General features: G+C 72.4%; 23 protein-coding genes. 9 read left to right on the plus strand and 14 right to left on the minus strand.

The annotated features are described in order from the left end of the window. Positions 1-266 precede the first annotated feature (266 nt). The 6 genes from ACZ45T_RS32005 to ACZ45T_RS32030 all read right to left on the minus strand — a co-directional run bounded on the left by ACZ45T_RS32005 (position 267) and on the right by ACZ45T_RS32030 (position 7,488). The gene (locus ACZ45T_RS32005) at positions 267-1,433 is read right to left on the minus strand and encodes a sensor histidine kinase (RefSeq protein WP_468447636.1); all 1,167 of its coding nucleotides are present in this window, start codon (positions 1,431-1,433) and stop codon (positions 267-269) included. A gap of 97 nt (positions 1,434-1,530) precedes the next feature. Beyond that, entirely contained in the window at positions 1,531-2,232 is a 702-nt protein-coding gene (locus tag ACZ45T_RS32010; RefSeq protein WP_468447506.1) for a hypothetical protein, read from the minus strand. After that, on the minus strand, positions 2,229-4,145 hold the full coding sequence (locus tag ACZ45T_RS32015) for a phosphatidylglycerol lysyltransferase domain-containing protein (RefSeq protein ID WP_468447508.1): 1,917 nt from the start codon (positions 4,143-4,145) through the stop codon (positions 2,229-2,231). The genes ACZ45T_RS32010 and ACZ45T_RS32015 overlap by 4 nt, the downstream gene beginning before the upstream one ends. A gap of 84 nt (positions 4,146-4,229) precedes the next feature. Further along, complete coding sequence (gene cobT / locus ACZ45T_RS32020) at positions 4,230-5,294, minus strand: nicotinate-nucleotide--dimethylbenzimidazole phosphoribosyltransferase (protein ID WP_468447510.1); 1,065 nt, start codon at positions 5,292-5,294, stop codon at positions 4,230-4,232. A 32-nt stretch (positions 5,295-5,326) separates the two neighbouring features. Further along, positions 5,327-6,250 (minus strand): DMT family transporter, encoded by a 924-nt coding sequence (locus tag ACZ45T_RS32025; RefSeq protein WP_468447512.1) that lies wholly within the window; start codon positions 6,248-6,250, stop codon positions 5,327-5,329. 32 nt (positions 6,251-6,282) lie between these two features. Beyond that, positions 6,283-7,488 carry a bifunctional adenosylcobinamide kinase/adenosylcobinamide-phosphate guanylyltransferase gene (locus ACZ45T_RS32030; RefSeq protein ID WP_468447514.1) on the minus strand — a complete coding sequence of 402 codons (1,206 nt, stop codon included), beginning with the start codon at positions 7,486-7,488 and terminating at the stop codon, positions 6,283-6,285. Positions 7,489-7,592: 104 nt separating this feature from the next. On the opposite strand from ACZ45T_RS32030, the gene ACZ45T_RS32035 reads away from it, so the two are divergent. Beyond that, complete coding sequence (locus ACZ45T_RS32035) at positions 7,593-7,805, plus strand: hypothetical protein (RefSeq protein WP_362812268.1); 213 nt, start codon at positions 7,593-7,595, stop codon at positions 7,803-7,805. A 126-nt stretch (positions 7,806-7,931) separates the two neighbouring features. On the opposite strand, the gene ACZ45T_RS32040 is transcribed toward ACZ45T_RS32035, so the two are convergent. Further along, the gene (locus tag ACZ45T_RS32040; protein ID WP_468447638.1) at positions 7,932-8,675 is read right to left on the minus strand and encodes a class I SAM-dependent methyltransferase; all 744 of its coding nucleotides are present in this window, start codon (positions 8,673-8,675) and stop codon (positions 7,932-7,934) included. A 65-nt stretch (positions 8,676-8,740) separates the two neighbouring features. Then, positions 8,741-9,340 carry a DUF3043 domain-containing protein gene (locus ACZ45T_RS32045; RefSeq protein ID WP_468447517.1) on the minus strand — a complete coding sequence of 200 codons (600 nt, stop codon included), beginning with the start codon at positions 9,338-9,340 and terminating at the stop codon, positions 8,741-8,743. Between the two features lie 255 nt (positions 9,341-9,595). Here ACZ45T_RS32045 and ACZ45T_RS32050 point away from each other — a divergent pair, with 255 nt between their 5' ends. Both ACZ45T_RS32050 and pspAA read left to right on the plus strand, forming a co-directional pair. Next, positions 9,596-10,390 (plus strand): PspA/IM30 family protein, encoded by a 795-nt coding sequence (locus ACZ45T_RS32050; RefSeq protein ID WP_468447519.1) that lies wholly within the window; start codon positions 9,596-9,598, stop codon positions 10,388-10,390. Between the two features lie 13 nt (positions 10,391-10,403). Further along, positions 10,404-10,682, plus strand: coding sequence for a PspA-associated protein PspAA (gene pspAA, locus ACZ45T_RS32055; protein WP_468447521.1), 279 nt, complete (start codon positions 10,404-10,406; stop codon positions 10,680-10,682). 114 nt (positions 10,683-10,796) lie between these two features. On the opposite strand, the gene ACZ45T_RS32060 is transcribed toward pspAA, so the two are convergent. After that, the gene (locus tag ACZ45T_RS32060) at positions 10,797-11,570 is read right to left on the minus strand and encodes a hypothetical protein (RefSeq protein ID WP_468447523.1); all 774 of its coding nucleotides are present in this window, start codon (positions 11,568-11,570) and stop codon (positions 10,797-10,799) included. Between the two features lie 201 nt (positions 11,571-11,771). On the opposite strand from ACZ45T_RS32060, the gene ACZ45T_RS32065 reads away from it, so the two are divergent. The 4 genes from ACZ45T_RS32065 (at position 11,772) to ACZ45T_RS32080 (ending at position 18,384) form a co-directional block, all read left to right on the plus strand. After that, positions 11,772-13,481, plus strand: coding sequence for a hypothetical protein (locus ACZ45T_RS32065; protein WP_468447524.1), 1,710 nt, complete (start codon positions 11,772-11,774; stop codon positions 13,479-13,481). Positions 13,482-13,501: 20 nt separating this feature from the next. Beyond that, a complete protein-coding gene (cobS, locus tag ACZ45T_RS32070) occupies positions 13,502-14,323 on the plus strand; it encodes an adenosylcobinamide-GDP ribazoletransferase (protein ID WP_468447526.1) in 822 nt (273 codons plus the stop codon). A gap of 59 nt (positions 14,324-14,382) precedes the next feature. Beyond that, positions 14,383-15,105 (plus strand): response regulator, encoded by a 723-nt coding sequence (locus ACZ45T_RS32075; protein ID WP_468447528.1) that lies wholly within the window; start codon positions 14,383-14,385, stop codon positions 15,103-15,105. Between the two features lie 135 nt (positions 15,106-15,240). Next, complete coding sequence (locus ACZ45T_RS32080; RefSeq protein ID WP_468447530.1) at positions 15,241-18,384, plus strand: efflux RND transporter permease subunit; 3,144 nt, start codon at positions 15,241-15,243, stop codon at positions 18,382-18,384. A 56-nt stretch (positions 18,385-18,440) separates the two neighbouring features. Here ACZ45T_RS32080 and ACZ45T_RS32085 read toward each other — a convergent pair whose 3' ends face one another. The 3 genes from ACZ45T_RS32085 to nadA form a co-directional block, all read right to left on the minus strand. Next, positions 18,441-20,336 carry a caspase family protein gene (locus ACZ45T_RS32085; RefSeq protein WP_468447532.1) on the minus strand — a complete coding sequence of 632 codons (1,896 nt, stop codon included), beginning with the start codon at positions 20,334-20,336 and terminating at the stop codon, positions 18,441-18,443. Continuing rightward, positions 20,323-20,715 (minus strand): hypothetical protein, encoded by a 393-nt coding sequence (locus ACZ45T_RS32090; RefSeq protein ID WP_468447534.1) that lies wholly within the window; start codon positions 20,713-20,715, stop codon positions 20,323-20,325. The genes ACZ45T_RS32085 and ACZ45T_RS32090 overlap by 14 nt, the downstream gene beginning before the upstream one ends. Positions 20,716-20,802: 87 nt before the next feature. Then, positions 20,803-21,990: a quinolinate synthase NadA gene (nadA, locus tag ACZ45T_RS32095; RefSeq protein WP_468447536.1), complete on the minus strand. Its 1,188-nt coding sequence runs from the start codon at positions 21,988-21,990 to the stop codon at positions 20,803-20,805. Between the two features lie 303 nt (positions 21,991-22,293). Here nadA and erpA point away from each other — a divergent pair, with 303 nt between their 5' ends. Continuing rightward, on the plus strand, positions 22,294-22,650 hold the full coding sequence (gene erpA / locus ACZ45T_RS32100) for an iron-sulfur cluster insertion protein ErpA (RefSeq protein WP_214940913.1): 357 nt from the start codon (positions 22,294-22,296) through the stop codon (positions 22,648-22,650). 109 nt (positions 22,651-22,759) lie between these two features. On the opposite strand, the gene ACZ45T_RS32105 is transcribed toward erpA, so the two are convergent. Further along, on the minus strand, positions 22,760-24,205 hold the full coding sequence (locus ACZ45T_RS32105; RefSeq protein WP_468447539.1) for a hypothetical protein: 1,446 nt from the start codon (positions 24,203-24,205) through the stop codon (positions 22,760-22,762). Between the two features lie 82 nt (positions 24,206-24,287). Beyond that, positions 24,288-24,497: a hypothetical protein gene (locus ACZ45T_RS32110; RefSeq protein ID WP_468447541.1), complete on the minus strand. Its 210-nt coding sequence runs from the start codon at positions 24,495-24,497 to the stop codon at positions 24,288-24,290. Positions 24,498-24,628: 131 nt separating this feature from the next. On the opposite strand from ACZ45T_RS32110, the gene ACZ45T_RS32115 reads away from it, so the two are divergent. Further along, a complete protein-coding gene (locus ACZ45T_RS32115) occupies positions 24,629-25,603 on the plus strand; it encodes a carbohydrate kinase family protein (RefSeq protein ID WP_468447543.1) in 975 nt (324 codons plus the stop codon). Positions 25,604-25,789 lie beyond the last annotated feature (186 nt).

The following is a 25,789-nucleotide window of genomic DNA, read 5'->3' on the forward strand; positions in this document are numbered from 1 at the left end:
CCCCCCCCCCCCCCCCCCCCCCCCCCCCCCCCCCCCCCCCCCCCCCCCCCCCCCCCCCCCCCCCCCCCCCCCCCCCCCCCCCCCCCCCCCCCCCGAACCCGGCTCCGCCGGGCACCGGGCTCTGCCCGGACCCGCGCCTCAAACGCCGGCGAGGCTGGATTGGCCCGGCCAAGGCTGAATTTGCCCGGCCACGGCTGGATTGGCCCGGTCAAGGCTGGAGGGGCTGGCCTAGGGGAGGGGCCGCGCAGCGGAAAGAGGGGGGCGGGTCACACGGGGAGGATCGCGTGGACGCGGTAGCCGCCGCCGAAGCGGGGGCCCGCGAAGCAGGAGCCGCCCAGAGCGGTGGCGCGTTCGCGCATGCCGAGCAGGCCGTGGCCCCCGCCGGGCTCCGCGTCGGGAGCCTTCGCGCCGCCGCCGTCGTCCAGTACGGTCACCTCCACCGACGGGCCGACCCGAACCACGCTCACCTCCGCCTTGACCCCCGGGCCCGCGTGCTTGCGTACGTTGGTCAGCGCCTCCTGGATCACCCGGTACGCCGCCAGGTCCACCGCGGCCGGCAACGGCCCCGCCTCGCCGTCCAGCTGGACGATCACGTCCACCGGCAGCCCGGCGTGCCGGAAGGTGTCCGCCAGTTCGTCCAGGACGCCCAGCCCGGGCGCGGGCTCGGTCGGCGCCTCCGGGTCGCCGGACTGCCGCAGCAGCCCGACCGTGGCCCGCAGCTCGTTCAGCGCGGAGCGACTGGCGTCCCGTACGTGGGCCAGGGCCTCCTTGGCCTGGTCCGGCCGCTTGTCCATGACGTGCGCGGCCACCCCCGCCTGCACGTTGACCAGGGCGATGTGATGGGCCACCACGTCGTGCAGGTCCCGCGCGATCCGCAGCCGCTCCTCGGCGACCCGCCGCCGGGCCTCCTCGTCGCGGGTCCGCTCGGCGCGCTCGGCCCGCTCCCGGATGGCGTCGACGAAGGCCCGCCGGCTGCGCACCGCGTCCCCGGCCGCCGCGGCCATCCCGGTCCAGGCGAAGATCCCGATGTTCTCCTGCGCGTACCAGGGCAGCGGCCCGGCGAGCATGGCCACGCCCGTCAGCCCCGTCATGGTGAGCAGCCCGATCCGCCAGGTCGTCGGCCGGTCGGTGCGGGAGGCCACCGTGTACAGGGCGATCACCGTGGACATGACGACGGGCGCCCGCGGGTCCCCGGTGGCCAGCTCCAGCAGCGAGAGCCCGCAGGTCACGGGGAGCACGACGCGCGGCTGCCGGCGCCGGAACACCAGGGCGGCCGCGCCGAGCAGCATCAGCAGCAGCGAGAACGGATCGGGGGTGCGCGTCCCGAAGGTGGGCCCGTGGGGCCCGTTCGGATCGGCGAAGGAGCCGACGACCATGGCGACGAACGCCCCGAACGCCAGAGCGGCATCGGTGGCCAGCGGATGGGTCCGCATCCACTGCCGGCTGGGGGCGAACCGCCCGGGCTCTGTCGTCACGCGGATACGGTACGGCCTGGGGGGTGTGGCCGGGATACACACCCCTGGGCGGGCCCTAAGGGGGAGGGTGCTGCCCCAGCGGGGTGCGGGAGCGCTGCGGACCCCACTGGGCGCGGACCACGCACACCGCCATGACCGCGGCGATGGCCGCCAGGTGCTCCTTGCCCGCCAGGTTGTTCTTGACGAGCACCTCGCCGATCATCAGCAGGACCACCAGGCCGCCGGTGAGGTACGCCCGGTAGCGCCAGCAGACGTAGATGGCGAGCCCGACCACCGCCGCCGAGGGTCCGGTGTCGTTGACGATCCGGTCGGACACCGGCAGGCCGAAGGGGTGGTCGGGGCCCAGCGCCAGTCCGATCCGCGCGTACGTGGTCCCGGCGAGGGTGGCGACGTAGGCGACCAGCAGCGTGCGCCACCAGCCGATGCAGATCTCCGCGATCCCGAAGACGAGCAGGATCTGCGCGAGCGCACCCCACACCGGCAGGTCCAGGGCCGGGACGAACAGCGACAGGGGGGTCCGCAGCAGGGCCAGCCAGAGCGGGTCGACGGCTTTGACCGATCCGAGGTTCTGGACCGGCTGGAAGCCCCAGGAGGTGTTCTGCACGATCTGGAAGACCGAGGTCAGGCAGACCGCGCCGATGGTCATGGGGATCGCCCGCCACTTGTCGCGGGCGAGCCTGTCCCGGACGGTCCGGAACAGGGGCCCCCACTCGCGGCGGGCGAACCGCTGCGGGGAGGTGGTGTGCCACGCTGTCAACGGCGGGTCTCCAGGTGTCTGCGGTGCAGCCACTTCGGAAGGCCGGGGGCCTCCAGGAACCCTTCGGCCCGACCCGCCGCGATGCCGATCCGCAGCAGGTCCGAACTCTTCTCGAAGAGCATGAACCGCGGTTCCCAGATCGGCCGGTATTTGGCGTTGGCCCGGTAGAGGGACTCGATCTGCCACCACCGGGAGAAGAAGCTCAGCAGCGAGCGCCACATCCGCAGCACCGGACCCGCGCCGAGCCTGGACCCGCGCTCGAAGACGGACCGGAACATCGCGAAGTTGAGGGAGACCTGGGTGACCCCGATCTCCTTGGAGCGTTCGAGGAGTTCGATGACCATGAACTCCATCAGGCCGTTCTCGGAGTCCCGGTCGCGGCGCATCAGGTCCAGCGACAGGCCCTTGGGTCCCCACGGTACGAAGGACAGCAGGGCGCGCAGGTCGCCGTTGCCGTCGGTGCACTCCAGCATCACGCACTGGCCGTCGGCCGGATCGCCCAGTCGGCCCAGCGCCATGGAGAAGCCGCGCTCGGTCGCGCCGTCGCGCCAGTCGTCGGCGCGGCGCACCAGCTCGTCCATCTCGTCGGCCGGGATGTCGGCGTGGCGGCGGATGCGGACCGTGTAGCCGGCCCGCTTGACGCGGTTGAACGCCTGCCGGACGGTCCGCATGGCGCGGCCCTCCAGGGTGAATTCGGCGGTCTCGACGATCGCCTCGTCCCCCAGCTCCAGCGCGTCCAGGCCGTGCCGGGCGTAGATCTGCCCCGCCTCCTCGCTCGCGCCGTTGACCGCCGGGACCCAGCCGTGCTCGCGGGCCTCGGCCAGCCACGGCTCGATGGCGCCGGGCCAGGCCTCGGGGTCGCCGATCGGGTCGCCGGAGGCCAGCGAGACCCCGCCGACGACGCGGTAGGTGACGGCGGCCTTGCCGGTGGGGGACCAGATGACGGACTTCTCGCGGCGCAGCGCGAAGTAGCCCAGGGAGTCGCGGTCGCCCTGCCGGGCGAGGAGCGCCCGCAGCCGCTCCTCGTCGTCCTGCGTGAGCGGGTCGACGGCGCGGCGCGAGCGGAAGGCGGCGAACAGCACGGCGAGGAGCAGCAGCATCGACATGACGTTGATGAAGACGTCCACCCAGCCGGGCGTGGTGATCACCCGGGAGACCCGGTCGTCCGGTGCCAGGGTGATCAGCCGCATCACCCCGTACCGCCAGCGGTCCAGGAACGTGGCGTCGGAGGCGCTGACGTGGGTGTTGGTGGCGCCGACGAGCAGGGCCGCGACCAGCGAGCCGAGCAGCAGGCCAACGGCGGCGACGGCCGTGGCGAGCGCGGGGTTGGAGCGGTCGCCCTTGGCGTAGAACTCGCGGCGGCCCAGCAGCAGGGCGCCGACGAAGGCGGCGGTCAGGGCGAGCGAGACCCAGTTCTGCGCGTGGTCGCGGAACTCCGGGTAGCAGACGTCGGCCCCCCACGAGCAGGGGACGAAGGCGGCGCTGAGGAAGGCGAGCAGCAGCAGCCCGCTCACGACCAGGTTCAGGATCCAGGCGGCCCGCTTGCGGCGGCCCATGGTGACCGCGAGCAGCAGGCAGAAGAGCCCGGAGGCGAAGCCGGCCGTGAGCAGGTACGGGGTGTAGAAGTTGTCGGCGTTGTGGCGTCGCAGGTCCTGCCCGAGCGAAACCCACACCGCGCTCAGGAAGTTGACGAAGGTGACGGTGCGCAGGTACCAGACCGCGAACGCGGCGCCGCGCCGTGAGCGCGTACTGCCCCGGCCGGTGTCCCGTCCGGCCTCCCGTCCGGATTCCCGGCTGCCCCCCGCCGCCCTGCCGGCGGGGTCGCCGCCGGTCTCTTTCCTGCCGGATGACGGACCGGTCGCCGGTGTGGCGGTGCGGTCGGTCTCTGCGCTGCTCAAACGGACCTCTCCCATAAAAAGCGATCATATGGGGCGCCGCCGCCCACGGTTGGGCGAGTCGGAGACCACGACCTGGTCAGGACCGCGGGCCCCGGCGGCTCATTCCGTCGGCTCCTGCGCCGCCCGCTCAGGGAGCTCCGCCGCGAGTGCGGCGGCCGCCTGGACGAGGGGGAGAGCCAGCAATGCCCCGGTACCTTCGCCCACAGTGACGCCGTGGTCGAGCACAGGGTTGAGTGCCATCCGGTCCAGTGCCTTCGCCTGGCCCGGTTCGCCGCTCGCCTGACCTGCCAGCCACCAGTCGGGCGCGCGGAACGCGGCGCGCTGGGCCACCAGCCCGCACGCGGCCGAGACGACCCCGTCGAGGATGACCGGCGTACGGCGCACCGCGCACTGGAGCAGGAAACCGGTGATGGCGGCCACGTCCGCGCCGCCCACCGCGGCCAGCAGCGCCACCTGGTCGCCCAGGACCGGGCGGGCCCGGCGCAGCGAGTCGCGGATCGCCGCGCACTTGCGCATCCAGGCCAGGTCGTCGATGGGCAGTCCGCCGCGGCCGGTGACCACGGAGGCATCGGTTCCGCACAGGGCGGCGACGAGGGTCGCGGCGACGGTGGTGCCGCCCACGCTGAGGTCCCCGAGGACGACGAGGTCCGTCCCGGAGTCGGCCTCCTCGTCGGCGATCCGCATGCCGAGCCGCAGCGCCTCCCGGGCCTCCTCGACCGTCAGCGCGTCCTCGACGTCGATCCGGCCGCTGCCGCGCCGGACGCGGTGCCTGACCACGTCCTCGGGCAGCAGCCCGGGATCGCAGTCGAGCCCCGCGTCGACGATCCGTATGGTGGCGCCCAGCCGACTGGCCAGGATGGCGACGGGGCTGGTCCCCTCCAGCACCGCCCGCACCAGCTCGTGGCCGGTGCCGGCGGCCCGGGCGGAGACGCCCTCGGAGGCGATCCCGTGGTCGGCGGCGAACAGCACCACGCGCGGGCGCTCGATCGGCTTGACCGGCACCCGCCCTTGCGCGGCGGCGAGCCACTCGGCGAGATCGTCGAGCCGGCCCAGCGCGCCCGGCGGCACGGCGAGGCGCTCACGGCGTTCCTCGGCATCACGTCGGACGCCCCCGTCGGGGCGCTCGATCAGATCGGAGAAGTCGTCGAGATTCAGCGTGCTCATCTGCCAGAGAGTACAGCCGGTAAAGCCCTCCCTCAGGCCTTGGTCGCGCCGTCGGCCGCAGGCCCCGACGGCCGGTCGCGGCCCGGCCGCAGGGCGCCGAGATGGACACCGAGCAGGACGAGCGGAGCGCCCAGCAGCAGACCGGCCGTCAGCTTCTCGTCGTCGAGCCGGGCCGACAGCAGGATCGTGATCACCGGGACGACGACGAAGACGTAGGCCGCCCGCGAGGCGCCCCACCGGCGCACCACCACCAGATAGAGGACGAAGGTCAGCACCGAACCCGCCACGACCATGTACGCCAGCGCCCACCAGGTCACCGCCAGCCGCGGCAGCCGCCAGGTGTCGCCCGCGGCCCACGAGCCCGCGAACAGCAGCGCCGCCCCGGCGCTCATGCCCACCGCGTTCATCGTCACCGGGTGGATGGGCGGCAGGCGGTGTACGAGTACGGTCGCCTCCGCGAAGCACAGTACGGCGCCCAGGATCGCCAGCAGGGACAGCACGGGCACATCGGCCTGCAGCGGCGCCCGCGAGGCCAGGGCCACCCCGGCGGCCGCGACGAGCGTGCCCGCCAGCGCCGACATCCGGAAGAGCTCCTGGCGCTGGGCCACCACCAGCAGCAGCGCCACCAGCGGGACCAGGGCCAGCATGGTCTGCCCCAGACCCGCATGGACGCGGACCAGCGCGTAGTAGGCCAGCGCGAAGGTCACCCCGAAGTTGAGCACCCCGTACAGGACCGCCCCGGCCAGCGCCCGCCCGCGCGGCAGCGGCAGCCGCAGGAAGGCCATCACCGCCAGCAGCACGAGCGCGGCGGCGCCGAACCGGACCGCGGCGCCCCACAGCGGATCCAGCTCGCGATTGCTGAACCTGACCCCGACCGCGTTGCCGCCGCCCATCAGACAGCACGCCGCGAAGGCGGCCAGCGCGGCCCGCTCCCCGGAACGGCTCGATCGGTCCACGGGATCACCCCGGCTTCCTCGGCGTTCCTCGCCTAGTCCTTGAGTACGCTCGCCTGCCCCGCGACGACGAGGAGCACGTGCTCGCACTCGCCCGCGACCCGCGCGTTCAGCCGGCCCAGCTCGTCGCGGAAGCGGCGGCCCGAGGCGGTCGCCGGGACGATGCCCGAGCCCACCTCGTTGCTGACCAGCACCACCCGGCGACGGGTCGCGCGCACGGCCGCCACCAGCTCGGCCGTCCGCTCGCCGAGCCGCTGCTGCCCGCTCTCGGCCCAGACGGCGTCGTCCCAGGCCCCGGCCCGGTCCATCGCGTCCGTCAGCCACAGCGCCAGGCAGTCGATCAGCAGCGGCGGCCCTGCCGCGGCCAGCAGCGGGACCAGCTCGCAGGTCTCCTCCGTCCGCCAGCTCCCCGGCCGGCGCTCCCGGTGCAGACCGACCCGCTGGGCCCATTCCGCGTCCCCGTCACGGGCGCCGCCGGTGGCCACGTAGACCACCTCGGGGAAGGACTCCAGCCGCCGTTCCGCCTCGACGGACTTTCCGGAGCGGGCCCCGCCCAGCACCAGGGTCCGGCGCGGCAGATCCGGCGCCGCGCGGTACTCGCCGACGATCACGGTGGCCCCGTCCGGCACCGCCCGGGCCCCGGCGGCCACGCACCGGCGCTCCAGCTCACGGCCCGGCGGGGTGTCGTGGTCCAGGTGGACGGCGATGACGTCGGTGGCCGGGCCGACGGCGCCGCTCGCCCGCAGCCGGGCCAGCGCCTCGGGCCGGCCCAGCACATCGCCGAGGACCATGTCGTACGGGCGCTGCCCGACCACGCCGTTCGTGCCGGCCGGGGCCCCGCCCGGCGGCAGGTACAGCAGCCGGACGCCGTCCGGGCCGGTCACCTCGTACCCGGTGCCCGGCGAGTCCATCGGCACCGCCCGCACCCGGTGCCCGGAGATCACCGCGAGCTCCCGCCCGTCCGGCACCCGCCCGGCCGCCGGCAGCCCGGGCGGCAGCTCCACGGCCGGCCCGTCGTGCGGGTGGGTCAGCAGCACCTGCCGTACGCCGCCCAGCGAATGCCCGGCCCGGGCCCCGGCCAGTACCGCCCCGGGGGTCAGATCGAGCAGCAGCGCCCCGTCGACCAGGACCGCCGTGGCGGCGCGGGACCGGGCGCCGACGGAGAGCGCGCAGGCCGCGCAGGGGCAGCCGGGCCGGGGTAGGCCCTCGGGTGTGCCGGTGCCGAGCAGAGTGAGTTCCACAGGATGATCCTCCCGCGTCGCCGAGACTGCTGCGCGCCCGGTTACTCTGCGGGCACACTCAAGGCGAGAAGCGTGCGAGCAGCGGACGAGCAACGGAGGCGGACATGGCGTGGACGTGGCGGTTCGAGACGGCCGACGGCACCGAGACGAGCCCGTCGGTGGTACCCGAGGAGTTCACCACGCAGGGCGACGCGGAGTCGTGGATCGGTGAGTACTGGAAGGACCTGCTGGAAGGCGGCACCGAGCAGGTGAAGCTGTCCGACGACAGCGGGACGGAGCTGTACACGATGAGTCTGCGCGCGGCGCTGGAGGCCTGACCTGGAGGCCTGACCTCTGCCGGGGGGCTGGGTTGCCCGGAGGGCAATTCCAGCCTCGCCGGCGTTTGAGGCGCGGGGGTGTGGGGGCGGAGCCCCCGCAAACGCCCCGCGCAGCGGGGCACGGCGTCAGCCCCGGACGCCGCACAGGTGCAGCAGCGCCGCGACACCGCGGTACGGGTCGGTCCGCCCGGCACGGTCCTCGGCGGCCAGCAGCTGTTCCAGCTCCTCGTCGGGCGGCAGGGACTCGCCGGCCTCGGTGCCGTCGGTGAAGACGCGTACGCCGTACCAGGCCTGCAGCGGCGCACCGATCCCGGACAGCGTGGCCGTGAGCCCGGCCAGCCGGTCGGCGCGTACGTCCAGACCCAGGCGGTTCGTGTAGTCGATGCTGTCGAAGGCGGCCAGCGCGCCCTTCCAGTCGCCGTCCAGCCCGGGCCGCATGGCGAGCGCGTCGCCGTTGCGCACCAGCAGGGACAGCAGTCCGCCCGGGGCCAGCATCCGGGCCAGCCCGGCGAGCATGGCGTCCGGCTCGGGCACGTACATCAGCACCCCGTGGCACAGCACCACGTCGAAGCTGCCCGGCAGGAAGTGCGCGCCCGTCTCGCGGCCGTCGCCCTCCATGAGCCGGACCCGGTCGCGGATCCCGGCGGGTTCCGCGGCCAGCGCCTCGCGGGCGACGGCCAGCATCCCGGGGTCCTGCTCCAGACCCGTCACCTTGTGCCCGGCGCGGGCGAGGCGCAGCGCCTGGGTGCCCTGGCCCATGCCGACGTCGAGCACGCGCAGCCGCTGCCCGACCGGGAAGCGGTGCGCGATCTGCTCGTCGACCTGCCGGCCCACGAGTTCCTGGCGGACGGCGTTGCGCAGTCCGCCCAGGCCTTCGAGCCAGAGCCGGGCTCCTTCGGCGAAGCCTTCCCCCGACGTGCCGGGCTTTGCTCGGCTCAGGGCCGTTCTCCGCGCTTGACCTGCGGCTTGGGCAGGCGCAGCCGGCGCATCTGGAGCGTGCGCATGAGGCCGTACGCGACGGCGCCGCGCCGGGGCTCGTTCGGGAAGCGTTCGTTGAGTGCCTTGCGCAGGCGGAACACCAGGCCGACGGAGTCGACGAGGATCAGGGCGATCACGCCGAGCCACAACAGCAGCGCGATGTTCTTGACCGCCGGCGAGGGCAGCATGCTCATCACCAGGATGAGCACGGCCAGCGGCAGGAACATCTCGGCGACCGAGAAGCGGGAGTCCACGAAGTCGCGGACGAACCTGCGGACGGGGCCCTTGTCACGGGTGGGCAGGTAACGCTCGTCGCCACTGGCCAGCGCTTCGCGCTGCTTGGCCATCTCTACACGGCGACGCTCACGGGCTCGCTTGGCATCCTCCTTGCGGTTGCCGGTCGAGGCCACCACGGCCTTGCGCTGCGACTGGGCCACAGCACGCTTCGGCGTAGGGCGGCCCTTCGGGGCCTGCGGGTCACGGGGCTGCGAGAGGTCGGCGCTCACCTTGTCGGTGGCGGCGGCCTTCTCTTCCTTGGAGGAGCGGCTACCAAACACAAAACCCAAGCCTACGTGGTTGCGGGCATGGGCCCCACCCCGGTGGGGAACGATCCGGCAACGGCGGGCGTCTTCCCAGTGCGAGGTTCATCGGGGACGCACCTACTCCTTACGCCTGATACGGCGGAGGCGCAGTCGTCCTGGAGGAGGAGCGCATCCGCACTCGAACAGTGCGGTAATGGAGACAGGGCCCGTACTGTGGGTTCTGTCGGTGACCTGCAACACAGTCCGTCCAGAAGGGGGCGCGCGAAGCCCATGAGCGGTGTCATGAAGCGTATGGGGATGATCTTCCGCGCGAAGGCGAACAAGGCCCTTGACCGGGCCGAGGACCCGCGCGAGACCCTCGACTACTCGTACCAGAAGCAGCTGGAGCTGCTGCAGAAGGTGCGCCGCGGAGTCGCCGACGTGGCGACCTCCCGCAAGCGCCTGGAGCTCCAGCTGAACCAGCTCCAGGGACAGTCGGCCAAGCTGGAGGACCAGGGCCGCAAGGCGCTCGCCCTGGGCCGCGAGGACCTGGCCCGCGAAGCCCTGTCCCGCCGCGCCTCGCTCCAGCAGCAGGTCAGCGACCTCGAGGTGCAGCACCAGACCCTGCAGGGCGAGGAGGAGAAGCTGACCCTCGCCGCCCAACGGCTCCAGGCCAAGGTGGACGCCTTCCGTACGAAGAAGGAGACCATCAAGGCCACCTACACCGCGGCACAGGCGCAGACGCGGATCGCGGAGTCCTTCTCCGGCATCTCCGAGGAGATGAGCGACGTCGGCCTGGCCATCCAGCGGGCCGAGGACAAGACCGCCCAGCTGCAGGCCCGCGCCGGCGCGATCGACGAGCTGCTGGCCTCCGGCGCGCTCGACGACCGGAGCGGGCTCGGCTCCAAGGACGACATCCAGGCCGAGCTGGACCGCCTGTCGGGCGGTACGGACGTGGAGCTGGAGCTCCAGCGCATGAAGGCCGAGCTGGCGGGCGGCCCGTCCGCGCAGCAGCAGGCCATCGAGGGCGGCGCCCCCGGCACCGCCCAGCCGTCGCAGAACCAGCACCGGTTCGACAAGCAGTAGGACGGGGCCCGTCATGATTGTCCGCATCATGGGGGAAGGCCAGGTGAAGCTGGCCGACAGCCACTTCACCGAGCTCAACAAGCTGGACGACGAGCTGCTCCAAGAGCTGGAGAGCGGCGATACGGAAGGCTTCCGGCGCACGCTGGGCGCGCTCCTCGAAGCCGTACGGCGGCTCGGCGAGCCGCTCCCGGACGAGGCGCTGGAGCCGTCCGAGCTGATCCTGCCGGGCCCCGACGCGAGCCTGGACGAGGTCAAGGCGATGCTCAGCGACGACGGGCTGATCCCGGGCTGACCCCGGGCCGATCCCCGGGCCGAGTCCGGGCGGACACACACCGACACCACACGACGACGGGCCCTCCCCCCACCAGGGGCGGGCCCGTCGTCGTGTTCTCGCCCCGCCCGCCCCTCAGTGCCGGGGCGGCTTCTGCAGGGACACGGCCCGCTCCGGGTCGGGGGTCCCGCCGATGAAGTTCTCGAACCTGCGGCGCTTCCCCGTCCAGCGCCGGTCGTGGTGGAAGGCGCGCAGTCCGGCCTTGGCCCGGGCGCGCGGACGGCTCGCGTAGAACCTCTTCGCGTACGGGGACCCGGGCCGGGCCAGCCGGATCGCGCCGATCAGCGCCACGAAGGGGATGACCACGCCGAAGACGGCGGTGCGCGCCTTCCCCTTCCACAGGGCGATCAGTGCGAGGAAGAAGTTGCCGGCCGCGTTCATGGCGACCAGCCCGCGGCTCTGGCGCTCCTCGGCGGTCAGGTCGTTGACCCCGAAGGGCACGAACCCGCCGAGCACCAGCGCCACCAGCGCGGCGGTGAGGACGACGACCTCCACGCTCTTGCGGCCCTGCTCGCTCCAGTAGACGTCGTCGAGGTGCAGGATCAGCGCGAACTCGTCCAGGACCAGGCCCGCGCCCAGCCCGAAGAGGATGGCCGAGAGCCACGCTCCGAAGCCGTGCCGGCCGCTGCCCACCGCCCCGAACCCGCCGATGATCACGAGGACCACGCCCGGTACGACGTGGTGGATGTGCATGCCGCCCGGGGTGACGTTCTTGAAGGGGCCCCGGCCCGCCCGGATCATCCGGGTGATCACGCGGGTGACCAGGAACGACAGCACGAAGGAGAGCAGGGCGAGGAGCAGGGGCAGCTTCCCCGGTTCCACGATGTTCCGGTACCACCAGTGACCCATCCCACTGACTCCCTATTTGGAACGTAATGGGCAATTTACCGCCCAACGTAAGCGGGTTGTCGACTGTTGGTTTAGTCATAGTTGGTCAACGATGCCTCGTTTGGGTTAATGCGGTTGGCGTTGCAGGGCTCGTGGTCCTGTTGGAGTGGTTGCCTGTGGGGGTCGGCATAGTCGCTGTGGCGAGTGGGGAGGGGGTGGCCGGTGGCACGCGGTGCACGAAAGAAGATGCGCGAACTGCGCACGCTGGCCGATCCGTTCACGGTCACGGCGCCTACCGGGGCCCGCATCCGTGACCGCCTGCGCCTGTGTTCGGCGGAGCAGAAGGTCCTGACGCTCCTCGGTGAACACCTCGGCAGTCATGCGCGTGCTGATCTGGCTGAGCGGGTGCGGATCGGCATGGTGCCGGTGAAGGAGAACCGGCGGGCGGAGCGGAAGCGCGCACTGACGAAAGTGTCGTCGTCCCGGTGGGCAGGGGCCATCACTCGTGCGTCCGAGGACCAGTTCCAGCTGTCCCTTCGGTGCCTGTTCGATGAGCGGGCGTCCCTGCGCCGGGCCGTCGCGAAGATTCGTCAGCGTCTGGCGGCACCCTGCGGTCGGCGCGTGGGCGGTGTGCGCGGCTATGCGAGCCGGGCCGAGCGAGCACAGAAGCAGCGCCGGTTGCAGGTGCTCACCGCGCGCCTGGTCGAGGTGGAGCGGCGGATCGAGGCCGGGCATCCGGCGATAGTCATTGGCGGTCGTCGGCTTGCGAAGGTCCGGCACAATCTCGCCGACGTCCAGCTCACCCAGAACGAGTGGCGGGAGCGGTGGGACGCCGAGCGCATGTTCCTGACCGCCGACGGCGAGTCCGGCGCGCCGTACGGCAACTACACGATCACCGTCGACCCGGCGGACGGCACGGTCACGATCGTCCTGCCCGAACCGTTGCGGCACCTGGCGAACGCCCCGCGTGGCCGCTACCGCCTCGCCTGCACGGTCACCTTCAACCACCGCCAGGACGAATGGCTGGACCGAGTCACCACCAACCGCGCCGTGCGCTACGACATCACCCACGACCCCGCTCGCGGCAGGTGGTACCTCGACGCCTCCTGGTCCAGCGGGAAGACGGTGTTGCCCACCCCGGTCGAGCTGGCAGCCGCCGACGTCCGGCTGCTCGCCGTGGATCTCAACGCCGACCACCTCGCCGCCTGCGTAGTAGATGCCCACGGCAACCCGGTCGGCGAACCGGTCACTGTGCCCATCGACCTGACCGGACCCGCATCCCAGCGTGACGGGCGGCTCCGAGCCGCGATCACCGTACTGTTCGACCTCGCCAAGGCGAACGGATGCGCCGGTCTGGCGATCGAGAACCTGGGCTTCGGCGACGCCCGCGCCACCGGACGCGAAACCATGGGCCGCGGCAGACGCGGAAAGACCTTCCGCCGCACCGTCGCCGGACTCCCCACCGCGCGCTTCCGGGAACGTCTGCGCGGAATGGCCTACCACGCGGGCCTTGTCATCGTCGCGGTCGACCCCGCGTACACCTCCCGCTGGGGCGGCCGGCACTGGCAGGCCCCCCTCCAGCAGCAAGCGAAGACCACTGTCGTCACCGGCCACCACGCGGCCGCGACGGCGATCGGAAGGCGCGCCCTCGGACACGGGATACGGCGTCGGCCAGGTGTGACCGCACACGACCAGAGGATCGTGGCGCGGAGAGCTACCGGCCAGACCGTCCCCTGCCCGAGGGCACGCGGGACCGCAAGCCCGCCAAGGACCACAGGCACGCCCCACCGGGGCACCAAGACCTGCCGGAGCCGAAGCGACCAGCTCGCGCTGTTCCCCGTCTCCAAGACCGTTCGGGAGACAGCCGGTACCAGACGCCCAGCGTCCAGTCCGGTTCACAGCGATTCGGCCAACACTGGGCAACTCGCGTAGGCACGGTAGCGTTCGCGCCGATGACAGATTCGTTCGAAGATCCGCCCCTGTCGCCGCCCCCGGAACGCGCCTCGTTCCTCGACGGCGTCCGCTTCGCCTTCGGCACCCTCACCGTGCTGCCCGCCCGCATCACCCGCTGGGACCGCCCCGCCGCCCGCACCGGCATGGCCTGCGCCCCGCTCGCCGGACTGGTCGTGGGCCTGCTGGCCGCCGTACCGGGAGTGCTCCTGCTGGTGCTCGGCGGGGGCCCGCTGCTCGCCGCGGTCGTCACCGTCGCCGTACCGGCCGCGCTGACCCGCGGGCTGCACCTGGACGGGCTCGCGGACACGGCGGACGGCCTGGGCAGCGCCAAACCGGCCGAGGACGCCCTGCGCATCATGAAGCAGTCCGACATCGGCCCCTTCGGTGTCGTGACCCTGGTGCTCGTCCTCCTGGTGCAGGTCGCGGCCCTGTCCGAGGTGTACGCCGACAGCTGGGTGCGCGGCGCCCTCGCCGCGGTGGTCGCGGCCGTGGCCGCCCGCCTCGCCATGACCTCGGCCTCCCGCGAGGGCGTCCCGCCGGCCCGCCCCGAGGGGCTCGGCGCCGCGGTCGCCGGGGTGGTCCCGCGCCCCGCGGCCGCCGCGATCGCCGCGCTCGTCCTCGCCGCGGCCACGGCCGCCGCCCTCCCGCTGGGCCTCCCGGCCGCCGGCCGGCACGCGGCGGCGGTCCTGGCCGCCCTGCTCGTGGCCGAACTGCTGCTCCGCCGCTGCGTACGCCGCTTCGACGGGGTCACCGGCGACGTCTTCGGCGCCCTGGCCGAGGTCGCGGCGACCGGCACCCTGATCGTCCTCGCCCTGGGCTAGGCCCTCCCGAGGCCCTTACCGGTAGGGGGTGCGCCGCGGGCCGACGTACGCTCACCACCGTGGATCACACTTCGACGGACCTGCCATCCGCCGCGCCCATCCGGGTGCTGCTCGCCGACGACCAGGCCCTGCTCCGCAGCGCCTTCAAGGTGCTCGTCGACTCCGAGCCCGACATGGAGGTCGTCGGGGAGGCCTCCGACGGGGCGCAGGCCTTCGCGCTCGCCCGGGAGACCCGCGCCGACGTCGTGCTGATGGACATCCGGATGCCCGGTACCGACGGGCTCGCCGCCACCCGCATGATCAGCGCGGACCCGGAACTCGCCGCCGTGCGCGTGGTGATGCTGACGACCTTCGAGGTCGACGAGTACGTGGTCCAGTCCCTGCGGGCCGGCGCCTCCGGCTTCCTCGGCAAGGGGGCCGAGCCCGAGGAGCTGCTCAACGCCATCCGCGTCGCCGCCGCCGGCGAGGCGCTGCTCTCCCCGGCCGCGACCAAGGGGCTCATCGCCACCTTCCTCGCCCAGGGCGGCGGCGCCGACCCGAGCGTGGCCGAGGCCGGGACGCACGCGCAGCGGCTCGCCGCGCTGACCGTCCGGGAGCGCGAGGTCCTCGTACACGTGGCCGCGGGACTGTCCAACGACGAGATCGCCGGACGGCTGGAGGTCAGCCCGCTCACCGTCAAGACCCACGTGAACCGGGCCATGGCCAAGCTCGGCGCCCGCGACCGGGCCCAATTGGTGGTCATTGCCTACGAATCGGGACTGGTCCATCCGCGAGCGCAGTAGGGCGCAGTAGTACGGCGTACTGCGGACGCGGTATGCCGCACATAAGGACGGGACCTGGGAGCGACGCAACACGCCCACGCGGGGGGCAGGCTGGAAAGGCCCTTGCGTTCGTCACTGCAGAGAGATCTCACACCCATGTCGTGGCTGTCCCGCTTCAGCCTTGCCCAAAGGGCGTTGATCGGCCTCGTGTCGATCGTCGCGCTCCTCTTCGGCGCCATAGCCATTCCGCAGCTCAAGCAGCAGCTGTTGCCCTCCATCGAACTGCCGATGGTGTCCGTGCTCGCGCCGTACCAGGGCGCCTCGCCCGACGTGGTGGAGAAGCAGGTCGTCGAACCGATCGAGGCCATGCTCAAGGGCGTCGACGGCATCACCGGCATCACGTCCACCGCCAGCGAGGGCAACGCCCTCGTCATGGCCACCTTCGACTACGGCGACAGCGGCACCAAGCAGCTCGTCGCCGACGTCCAGCAGGCCGTCAACCGGGCCCGGGTCCGGCTGCCCGCCGAGGTGGACCCGCAGGTGGTGGCCGGTTCCACCGACGACATCCCGACGGTCATCCTCGCCGTCACCTCCGACAAGGACCAGCAGGCGCTCGCCGACCAGCTGGACCGTTCCGTCGTCCCCGTCCTGTCCGACATCGACGGCGTCGGCCAGGTCACCGTCGACGGCGTCCAGGAGCTCCAGGTCACCGTCACCCCCGACGACGCCAAGCTCGCGGCCGCCGGCCTCGACGGCGCCGCCCTCGCCCAGGGCCTCCAGGCGGGCGGCGCGAGCGTTCCCGCCGGCTCCTTCGACGAGGCGGGCAAGAACCGGACCGTCCGCGTGGGCGCCGGCTACACCTCCGTCGCCCAGGTGGAGGACCTGCGCCTGAGCCCCGGCCCGGGCAAGCCCGCCGTCCGCCTCGGCGACGTCGCCACCGTCAAGCAGGAGGCCGCCAAGGCCGTCTCCATCACCCGTACCAACGGCAAGCCCAGCCTCGCCCTCGTCCTCACCATGGACAAGGACGGCAGCGCCGTCGCCATCTCCGACGCCGTCAAGGACAAGCTGCCCGAGCTGCGCTCCACCCTCGGCGCCGGCGCCGACCTGACCGTCGTCAGCGACCAGGGCCCGGCCGTCGCCAAGTCCATCTCCAGCCTCACCACCGAGGGCCTGCTCGGCCTGCTCTTCGCGGTGATCGTGATCCTGGTCTTCCTGGCCTCGCTGCGCTCGACGCTGGTCACCGCGGTGTCCATCCCGCTGTCCGTGGTCCTCGCGCTCATCGTGCTGTGGACCCGCGACCTGTCGCTGAACATGCTGACGCTCGGCGCCCTCACCATCGCCATCGGCCGCGTCGTCGACGACTCGATCGTGGTCCTGGAGAACATCAAGCGCCACCTCGGCTACGGCGAGGAGCGCGAGGCCGCCATCCTCACCGCGGTCAAGGAGGTCGCCGGCGCGGTCACCTCCTCCACGCTCACCACCGTCGCCGTCTTCCTGCCGATCGGCCTCGTCGGCGGCATGATCGGCGAGCTCTTCGGCTCCTTCTCGCTCACCGTCACCGCGGCCCTGCTGGCCTCGCTGCTCGTCTCGCTGACCGTCGTACCCGTGCTGTCGTACTGGTTCCTGAGTGCGCCGAAGGGCGTCGCGGCCGGGGACGCCGAGAGCGCCGCCCGGGCCCGCCGCGAGGCCGAGGAGAAGGAGGCGCGCAGCAAGCTCCAGCGGTTCTACGTACGGGTCCTGGGCTTCGCGACCCGCCGCCGCCTGACCAGCGTGGCCATCGCGGTCGTCATCCTGATCGGCACCTTCGGGATGACCCCGCTGCTGAAGACCAACTTCTTCGACCAGGGCGAGCAGGACGTCCTGACGGTCAAGCAGGAGCTCGCCCCCGGCACCTCGCTGGGCGCCTCCGACGAGGCGAGCCGCAAGATCGAGAAGGCGCTGGCCTCGGTCGACGGCGTCAAGAGCTACCAGGTCACCGTCGGCTCCTCCGGCTTCCTCGCGGCCTTCGGCGGCGGTACGGGCTCCAACCAGGCCTCGTTCCAGGTCTCGCTGAAGGACGCCGCCGAAGCGGACGCCGTCAAGAAGCGGATCGAGGGCGAGCTGGCCAAGCTCGACGGCATCGGCCGGACCCGGATCACGGTGGGCGACGCCTTCGGCAGCCAGAACCTCAGCGTGGTCGTCAAGGCCGGGGACGGCGACGTCCTCGCCAAGGCCACCGAGCAGGTCCGCGCCGAGGTCGCCGCCCTGAAGAACGTCACCGACGTACAGAGCGACCTGTCCCAGTCCGTGCCCCGGATCTCCGTGACCGCCACCCCCAAGGCCGCGGACGCGGGCCTGAACCAGGCCGCGCTCGGCGCGATCGTCGCCCAGGCCGTACGGGGCAACCCGGCGGGCAAGGCCGTGCTGGACGACACCGAGCGGGACATCGTCATCAAGTCCGCGCAGCCGGCCACCACCCTGGCCGAACTCCAGGCGCTCCCGGTCGGCCCGCTGAAGCTCGGCGACATCGCCGAGGTCAAGGAGGTCCCCGGCCCGGTCGCGATGACCCGGATCGACGGCGCCCGCGCCGCCACCGTCACGGCGCGGCCGCTGGGTGACAACACGGGCGCGGTCAGCTCCGAGCTCCAGACGAAGCTCAAGGCCCTGGACCTGCCGGAGGGCGCCACGGCCTCCATCGGCGGCGTCTCCGAGGACCAGGACGAGGCCTTCGCCTCGCTGGGGCTGGCCATGTTCGCGGCCATCGCGATCGTGTTCATGCTGCTGGTCGCGACCTTCCGCTCGCTGATCCAGCCGCTGATCCTGCTGGTGTCCATCCCGTTCGCGGCGACCGGCGCGCTCGGCCTGCTCCTCGTCACCGGCACCCCGATGGGCGTTCCGGCGATGATCGGCATGCTGATGCTCATCGGCATCGTCGTGACCAACGCGATCGTCCTGATCGACCTGGTCAACCAGTACCGCGCCCAGGGCCTGGGCGTCGTCGAAGCGGTCATCGAGGGCGGCCGGCACCGGCTGCGTCCGATCCTGATGACGGCCCTCGCGACGATCTTCGCGCTGCTCCCGATGGCGCTCGGCGTCACCGGTGAGGGCGGCTTCATCTCGCAGCCCCTCGCCGTCGTGGTGATCGGCGGCCTGGTCAGCTCGACCCTGCTGACGCTGCTGCTCGTGCCGACCCTCTACACGATGGTGGAACTCCGCAAGGAACGCCGCCGCGCGAAGCGCTCCGCGAAGCGCGAGGCCCGTCTGACGGTGGTCCCGACCCCGCAGGACTCCTCGGACGAGGAGTCCCCGGCCACGGTCTGACCCGTGCACGGCCAAAGGGGGCGCCCGGAATCTCCGGGCGCCCCCTCTTCGTGTTGTCAGATGAGCGTCAGGTACTCGATCACGGCGGCCTCGACCGCGCGCAGCATCTCCCAGCCCGTCGTGGTGGGTTTCCAGACGCCGGCCGTCCCGCAGGCGTGGAACGTGCCGCGCGCCGCGTCGTAGGTGACCGTCGGCCACTCGGCCCGCACGCGCCGGAGCACGCTCCCCGGGTCGGTCTCGCCGCGGTTCCTCGCGAGCGCCAGCAGAGGTTCGGCAAGTGCCTTGCCCAGAGCTGCCGAGACGTCCCGCGCCGCCGGGTCGCCGACGGTGCCCTGGCGGTGGCCGGTCACCGCCAGGGCTGCGGCCCCGCCGGGCACCAGACCACTGCGCAGCGCGGCCTGGCCGGTGTGCACGGCCCGCCGTACCAGGGTCGTGCGCTGCCGGATCACGGCTTCCTCGGCGCCGCCGACGGCGATCTCGCAGACCTTGGTCCTCAGCAGGGCCAACCGGGGCCGGAGGTCGCCCAGCTCCGCGGCGACGGGTAGCGGCTCGTCCGTGGTGAACGCGGGGGACAGGTAGCCGGCTGCCATCGAGTAACCCTCGGAGAACGCCCGGTCGAGTCCGAAGCCGGCGGACTCCGTGACGGTGACGGCACCCTCCGTGCCGGTCCAGAGCACGGCGCTGCCCACGATGATCCCGATCTCTTCGTCCTGGCAGACTGCCGTGACGGCATCGGTGAGCCGTCGGCTCCACTCCCGCTCCAGGGGCATGCCGAGTTCGGTGAGGATGCCTCGCGCCTGCGCGAAGACGAGGGGCACGGCTCGGGCCAGCACCGCCGGGTGCGTCCCCCGGGCCAGGGCCGGCTGCAGGCCCCGTAGGACGGACTCGAAGACCACCGCAGCGGTCGCGGTGCCGTCCATGGCCCGTCGGTACTGATCGGTGACGAGCTTGCGCAGCAGCCCGGTGCCCAAGGCCGCGCGGCCGGGTTCAGTGGGCAGGGCGGCGACGATCGCCCGCGTGTCCGTGCTGACGTACGGCATCCCGTCGTCCCCGGTGAGCAGCACCGGCCGGGGGACCGGGCCCAGGGTCCGGCGCAGCACCGAGGTGCCCGGTGTGATGCCGGCCAGCAGCTCGGTGGCCAGGCCGCCCAGGGCGGGAAGGCTGCGGGGGAGGGCGAGCGGCTGGGCCGGCGCGCCGGCAGCGGCGCGGCGGGCGACCTTCAGGGTGCCCTGGCCGCCCAGGATCCAGCGGAGCGGGTTCTGGCGGGCGTCGCGGGACAGCATCTCCTCGCGGACGTGGCCGTACAGGTCCTCGACCGAGACCCAGCCGTCGCCGTCCCGGTCCGCCCGGCCCGACCGCAGCCCCTCCACCGCCGCCGCCGTGAACACGGACAGCTGCCCCTCGCCGGTCTCGGTGGCCGGGCCGTCGTCTCCCTCCCAGGCCTGCTGGAGCGCGTCCGTGGCCGTGATCACCGCCACCCCGGTGTCCTTGAACTCCTCCAGCAGGTGCACGGCCGTGTCCGCCGACTTCGCGCCGCCCGGCCGGAACGCCCCGCTGTAGCAGCAGTCCAGCAGCACCAGGATCTTGCGCGACGCGCAGCGGATCAGCTGGGCGTTGACGAACGCGGCCGCGACGGACGTCGAGTCGAGCAGGTCGCGGTCGGTGTCGGCGGCGGCGAAGTACAGCTGGAGCTTCGAGTCCTTGATGCCGTGGCAGGACAGGTAGAGCAGCAGTTGGTCGTCCGGCTTGCGGCGGACGAAGAAGCGCTCGATCTCGCGCCGTACGACATGCGCGGGCTGGTCGATGACCGGCCGCACCGCGTAGCCGCCGATGCCCGGGTCGCTGAGCACCTCGGACAGCTCCATGGCGTCCAGCCCCGGTGAGCGGAGCCGGTTGAGCCGGGTGTCCTCGTACGTGGACGTGCCGATGACCAGCGCTTCACGCACCGCCATCGCGCGGCTCCCGGGCCGGGGAGGCGGTGTGCGCGATGAAGTGGTCGATCAGTCGCCGCCGCTCCTCCGGCGTCAGCCGCCCGGCCTCGAACTCGTTCTCCCCGAGGCGTACGCGCACCTGCCGCGAGGAGGCCCACTGCACCCAGGACTCGAAGGCCGCGACCACGGCCGCGAACAGCGGCGGGCCCGCGGCCACCAGGATCTCGGCGGTGGTCAGGCCACCGGACTTGGCGCCCGCCTCGGCGGGGAGTTCAGCGACGCGGACCTCGTCCACGCCCACCTCCTCCAGCGCCGCCACCAGCTCGGCCCTGGCCTCCTCCTGCTGCTGCCCGTCGGCCTCGGCACCCGCGTCCGCCAGAACCTCGATGTATCGCGTCATTGCGATCAACTCCCCTCCGTACCGGGGAGGTTAAACGAAAGGGGCACCCCGCGGGGTGCCCCTTCCGGCAATGCGTTGCGCCGGCCGTTACGGCAGTGCCAGCATCCGCTCCAGCGCGAGCTTGGCGAAGCTCTCCGTCTCCTTGTCGACCTGGATCTGGTTGACGAGGGTGCCCTCGGCCAGCGACTCCAGGGTCCACACCAGGTGCGGGAGGTCGATGCGGTTCATCGTCGAGCAGAAGCAGACCGTCTTGTCGAGGAAGACGACCTCCTTGTCCTCCGCGGCGAATCGATTCGCCAGGCGACGGACCAGGTTGAGCTCGGTGCCGATGGCCCACTTGGAGCCGGCCGGGGCCGCCTCCAGCGCCTTGATGATGTACTCCGTCGAGCCGACGTAGTCCGCGGCCGCCACGACCTCGTGCTTGCACTCGGGGTGGACCAGGACGTTCACGCCGGGGATCCGGGCGCGGACGTCGTTGACCGAGTCGACCGAGAACCGGCCGTGCACCGAGCAGTGCCCGCGCCACAGGATCATCTTGGCGTTCCGCAGCTGCTCGACGGTCAGGCCGCCGTTCGGCTTGTGCGGGTTGTAGAGGACGCAGTCGTCCAGGGACATGCCCATGTCGCGGACGGCGGTGTTGCGCCCCAGGTGCTGGTCCGGGAGGAAGAGCACCTTCTCGCCCTGCTCGAAGGCCCACTCCAGGGCCTTCTTCGCGTTGGACGAGGTGCAGATCGTGCCGCCGTGCTTGCCGGTGAAGGACTTGATGTCGGCGGAGGAGTTCATGTACGAGACGGGCACCGTGGCGCCGGCGATGCCGGCCTCGGTCAGCACGTCCCAGCACTCCGCGACCTGCTCGGCGGTGGCCATGTCGGCCATCGAGCAGCCGGCGGCCAGGTCCGGCAGGACCACCTTCTGGGCGTCCGAGGTCAGGATGTCCGCGGACTCGGCCATGAAGTGGACGCCGCAGAAGACGATGTACTCGGCCTCCGGCTTGGCGGCCGCGTCCTTGGCCAGCTTGAAGGAGTCGCCGGTGACGTCCGCGAACTCGATGACCTCGTCACGCTGGTAGTGGTGGCCGAGGATGAAGACCTTGTCCCCGAGCTTCTCCTTGGCCGCGCGGGCGCGCGCCACGAGGTTCGGGTCCGACGGCGAGGGAAGGTCGCCGGGGCACTCCACCCCGCGCTCGCTCTTGGGGTCGGCCTCGCGGCCGAGCAGCAGCAGGGCAAGGGGCGTCGGCTGGACGTCCAAAGGCTGGGCGGTGGTCACGACACGCACCCTTTCTGTTCTGCGACAAGGGACTTCTGGATCATCGCTTCGACTTCTCGTCTACTTGACGCTATCTATCATAACCGCTTCACGTCAGTTTGACGATGCCGATAGTGTCAATGTGACGCATCAGCCCCCGGATCCGTGCGATCCACTCGGGTTCGCCCCTCGCGCGGTGTGCGAGCATGGAATATCTGAAACAAGCGTCGGGTCCCGGAATGAATCCGCGGTCCCGCTCGTTGCCACCGACGGCAAGAGTCCGACGTTTCCTCGCCTCCGGCGGGGAGCCGCCCACTTCGGGAGTGAATGCAGATGTCCGTACAGGACGACAAGACCACCGTGAGCGACGGCATCCTCCTGTCCGACGCCGCCGCCGACAAGGTCAGGACCCTGCTGGAGCAGGAAGGCCGCGATGACCTGGCGCTCCGCGTCGCCGTCCAGCCCGGCGGCTGCTCCGGCCTGCGCTACCAGCTCTTCTTCGACGAGCGCTCCCTCGACGGCGACGTCGTGAAGGACTTCGACGGCGTGAAGGTCGTCACGGACCGGATGAGCTCCCCGTACCTCCACGGTGCGTCCATCGACTTCGTCGACACCATCGAGAAGCAGGGCTTCACGATCGACAACCCGAACGCCACGGGCTCCTGCGCCTGCGGCGACTCGTTCAGCTAGGTCGACTCGTCCGGCCAGGCCTTCGGCCGAGCCCGGACCATCCGTACGACGAGGGCCCGCCTCCGGTCGCATCCGACCGGAGGCGGGCCCTCGCCGCATGTGTGCCGGGCTACTGCCGGGGGAGCGGCTTGCCCGTGGTCGCGTCGACCACCTTCCGGTCGCCCAGCGGCTGCTGGAGCGTCGCCGTCACGGTCATCTCCTGCGCGAGCATGATGCAGGCCTGGCCCGGCTGGTTCGGGGTGTCCGTGATCTTCACCATGACCGATTCCGGCTGCTCCCGCGCCTCCAGGGCGTAGGTGCTGCACACGCTGCCCCAGAAGTTCACCGTCAGCTTGCGGTCCGCCTGCGCGTACGAGAATCCGGGCACGGTACGGCCGTCCTTCGGGCCCGGGGTGCCCGGCCCGGCGTCGGCGACGGGCTCGACCGCGGCCGGCTGGGCCACCGTGCGGCCCGGGGCGCCGTCCTTGCCCGCCACCTCGAAGAGCCAGGCCGGGACCAGCGCCCGCTCCCCGTTCTGCGTCCCCGGGACCAGCCCGAGCGTGGCGCCCCGTACCGTCTCCGTCCGCGGCGGCTTCATGGGCCGGGGCTCCGGGTTGCACGGCAGGGTCGCGGGGTCGTCCGGATTCAGCGGGACCGAGGTCGCGCAGCCGCTCGGCTCCGGGCTGCCCTCCCGGCCGCTCGACTTCTCGTTCAGCTTGGCCAGCGCCTCCACGGCACCGACCACCGGCTGCTCGGCCGCCGCCCGTACGGGGGCCTTCAGCTCACCGTTGCCCGACAGTACCGAGGCGTCCGGGGCCACCCTGACCTGCGTGGCCCAGCCCTGCGTGGGCAGCCCGCCGACCACCGGGTCCGCGGTCACCACCCGCACCGCACCCTGCGTGAGCCGCGCGTCCAGCTTCGCCCCGTCCTGCCCGGCGGCGGCCAGCACGGGAGCGGCGGCGGCCTTGGCGGCCTCCTCCGACACCGGCTTGGGCGCGTCCGTCCCGGCGGGGACCCGGGGGAGTGTGGCCGGGCCGCAGGTGTCCTTGCCGCGCACGCAGTTGTCCCCGGCGCCGGTGCCGTTGTCGGTGCCCGGCGCCTGGAAGCGGGTGAAGTTCCAGGCCCCCGGTGCCTTGCGGTTCACCGTGAGCCGCGGACCGGAGCCGTCGGCCGCCTCCCCGACCAGCCAGGTCTCCCCGGTGAGCCGCGGGGCGTCGCCAAGGCCGAGGGCCTTGGCGAGCCGGCTGACCTCCTCCGAGGTGACCTCCCCGGACGCGACGAAGACGGGGGCGGTGCCCGGGCTCTCCGGGAGCTTGACGTCGGTCCGGTAGACCACCCCGGCCCCGGACGGGTCGGGCTCCCCGGGCGCGATGCCCGGACCCGAGGGGTCTCCCGCGTCACGGGGCGCGGAGGCCGCGCGCTCGCCCGTACGGCCCGGCGAACCGTCGCCGTAGGCGGTGGACGCCCAGTAGGCGGTACCGCCGCCCGCGAGCAGTACCGCAGCCGCGATCGAGCCGACGGCCCAGGTCGGCCGCCGTCGTGTGCCGCGTGATGTGTCGGGTTCTTCGCTGGTCACCGCAACGCTCCTTCGCCGGTCCCGCCGTGTCTGATGCGGGTGTGACGGAACAGGCGCGCAACCGGTTCCCGTCCGGCGGGTCCTACTGGTCCCCGTACGCGGCGGTGCCGGCGATCAGCCGCGCCGAGGCCGGCGGGACGCTGATCCCGTGGATCTGCGAGGGTGCCACGCGGACCGGCCGGGGGCCCACCGGGACCGCCCAGTGGGGGGCCATCCGTGCGCAGTCGCCCAGCAGCCGGGTGAGCTCGTCAGCGGTGTATTCGGAGCAGCCGAAACCGTCGGTGTAGGTCATGCAGGCACCGTAGACACGGGGGCTCGCGCGAAGAAAGAGTTACTTCAGGGTAGTTTCAGGGGTTCGGACTGGGCCCGCTCACCGGGTAGTTTTGACTGTCCCTCGCCGTCCTCAGCAGGAGCGTCCACGCCGTGCGCATTGCAGTCACCGGCTCCATCGCCACCGACCACCTCATGACCTTCCCCGGCCGTTTCGCCGACCAGCTGGTCGCGGACCAGCTGCACACGGTCTCCCTCTCCTTCCTGGTCGACAACCTCGACGTCCGGAGGGGCGGTGTCGGCCCGAACATCTGCTTCGGCATGGGGCAGCTCGGCAGCCGCCCGATCCTCGTCGGCGCCGCCGGCTCCGACTTCGACGAGTACCGCGCCTGGCTGGACCGGCACGGCGTCGACACCGAGTCCGTCCGCATCTCCGAGGTGCTGCACACCGCGCGCTTCGTGTGCACCACGGACGCCGACCACAACCAGATCGGCTCCTTCTACACGGGCGCGATGAGCGAGGCCCGCCTGATCGAGCTGAAGGCCGTGGCCGACCGCGTGGGCGGGCTGGACCTGGTCCTGATCGGCGCGGACGACCCCGAGGCGATGCTCCGCCACACGGAGGAGTGCCGGACGCGGGGGATCCCCTTCGCCGCCGACTTCTCGCAGCAGATCGCCCGGATGGACGGCGACAACATCCGCACCCTGATGGAGGGCGCGACCTTCCTCTTCTCGAACGAATACGAGAAGGGCCTCATCGAGTCGAAGTCGGGCTGGACCGACGCGGAGATCCTGGCGAAGGTCGGCACCCGCGTGACCACGCTGGGCTCGCAGGGCGTGCGGATCGAGCGCGTCGGCGAGGAGCCGATCGTGGTCGGCTGCCCGGAGGAGAACGCGAAGGTCGACCCGACGGGTGTCGGCGACGCGTTCCGCGCCGGGTTCCTGACGGGGCTGGCGTGGGGCGTGAGCCTGGAGCGCGCGGCGCAGCTGGGCTGCATGCTCGCGACGCTGGTCATCGAGACGCTCGGCACCCAGGAGTACACCCTGGCCCGTGCGCACTTCATGGAGCGCTTCACCAAGGCCTACGGCGACGAGGCCGCGGCCGAGGTCCAGGCCCACCTGGCCTAGCCCGTAACCTCGCCGGCCCCCTTCGCTGTGGCCGGGCCACTCCAGCCTCGGCCAGGCCATTTCAGCCCTGGCCGCTCACACCCAGCCTCGGCGGGGGGTGGGGGGGGGGGGGGGGGGGGGGGGGAAAGAGAAGAAAAGGCAAAAAGAAGGGGGGGGGGGAGGATGATACACCTCCAAAAACAACGA

This window comes from Streptomyces sp. NPDC030995 (assembly GCF_055571215.1).

Bases quoted from the DNA above. Each gene is read 5' to 3' on its own strand.
- erpA (WP_214940913.1), top strand. From the start codon at position 22,294: ATGTCCGTACAGGACGACAAGACCACCGTGAGCGACGGCATCCTCCTG.
- ACZ45T_RS32050 (WP_468447519.1), top strand. From the start codon at position 9,596: ATGAGCGGTGTCATGAAGCGTATGGGGATGATCTTCCGCGCGAAGGCG.
- ACZ45T_RS32085 (WP_468447532.1), bottom strand. From the start codon at position 20,336: ATGGCGGTGCGTGAAGCGCTGGTCATCGGCACGTCCACGTACGAGGAC.
- ACZ45T_RS32005 (WP_468447636.1), bottom strand. From the start codon at position 1,433: ATGCGGACCCATCCGCTGGCCACCGATGCCGCTCTGGCGTTCGGGGCG.
- ACZ45T_RS32015 (WP_468447508.1), bottom strand. From the start codon at position 4,145: ATGGGAGAGGTCCGTTTGAGCAGCGCAGAGACCGACCGCACCGCCACA.
- cobS (WP_468447526.1), top strand. From the start codon at position 13,502: ATGACAGATTCGTTCGAAGATCCGCCCCTGTCGCCGCCCCCGGAACGC.
- ACZ45T_RS32080 (WP_468447530.1), top strand. From the start codon at position 15,241: ATGTCGTGGCTGTCCCGCTTCAGCCTTGCCCAAAGGGCGTTGATCGGC.
- ACZ45T_RS32060 (WP_468447523.1), bottom strand. From the start codon at position 11,570: ATGGGTCACTGGTGGTACCGGAACATCGTGGAACCGGGGAAGCTGCCC.
- ACZ45T_RS32035 (WP_362812268.1), top strand. From the start codon at position 7,593: ATGGCGTGGACGTGGCGGTTCGAGACGGCCGACGGCACCGAGACGAGC.
- cobT (WP_468447510.1), bottom strand. From the start codon at position 5,294: ATGAGCACGCTGAATCTCGACGACTTCTCCGATCTGATCGAGCGCCCC.
- ACZ45T_RS32110 (WP_468447541.1), bottom strand. From the start codon at position 24,497: ATGACCTACACCGACGGTTTCGGCTGCTCCGAATACACCGCTGACGAG.
- pspAA (WP_468447521.1), top strand. From the start codon at position 10,404: ATGATTGTCCGCATCATGGGGGAAGGCCAGGTGAAGCTGGCCGACAGC.
- ACZ45T_RS32090 (WP_468447534.1), bottom strand. From the start codon at position 20,715: ATGACGCGATACATCGAGGTTCTGGCGGACGCGGGTGCCGAGGCCGAC.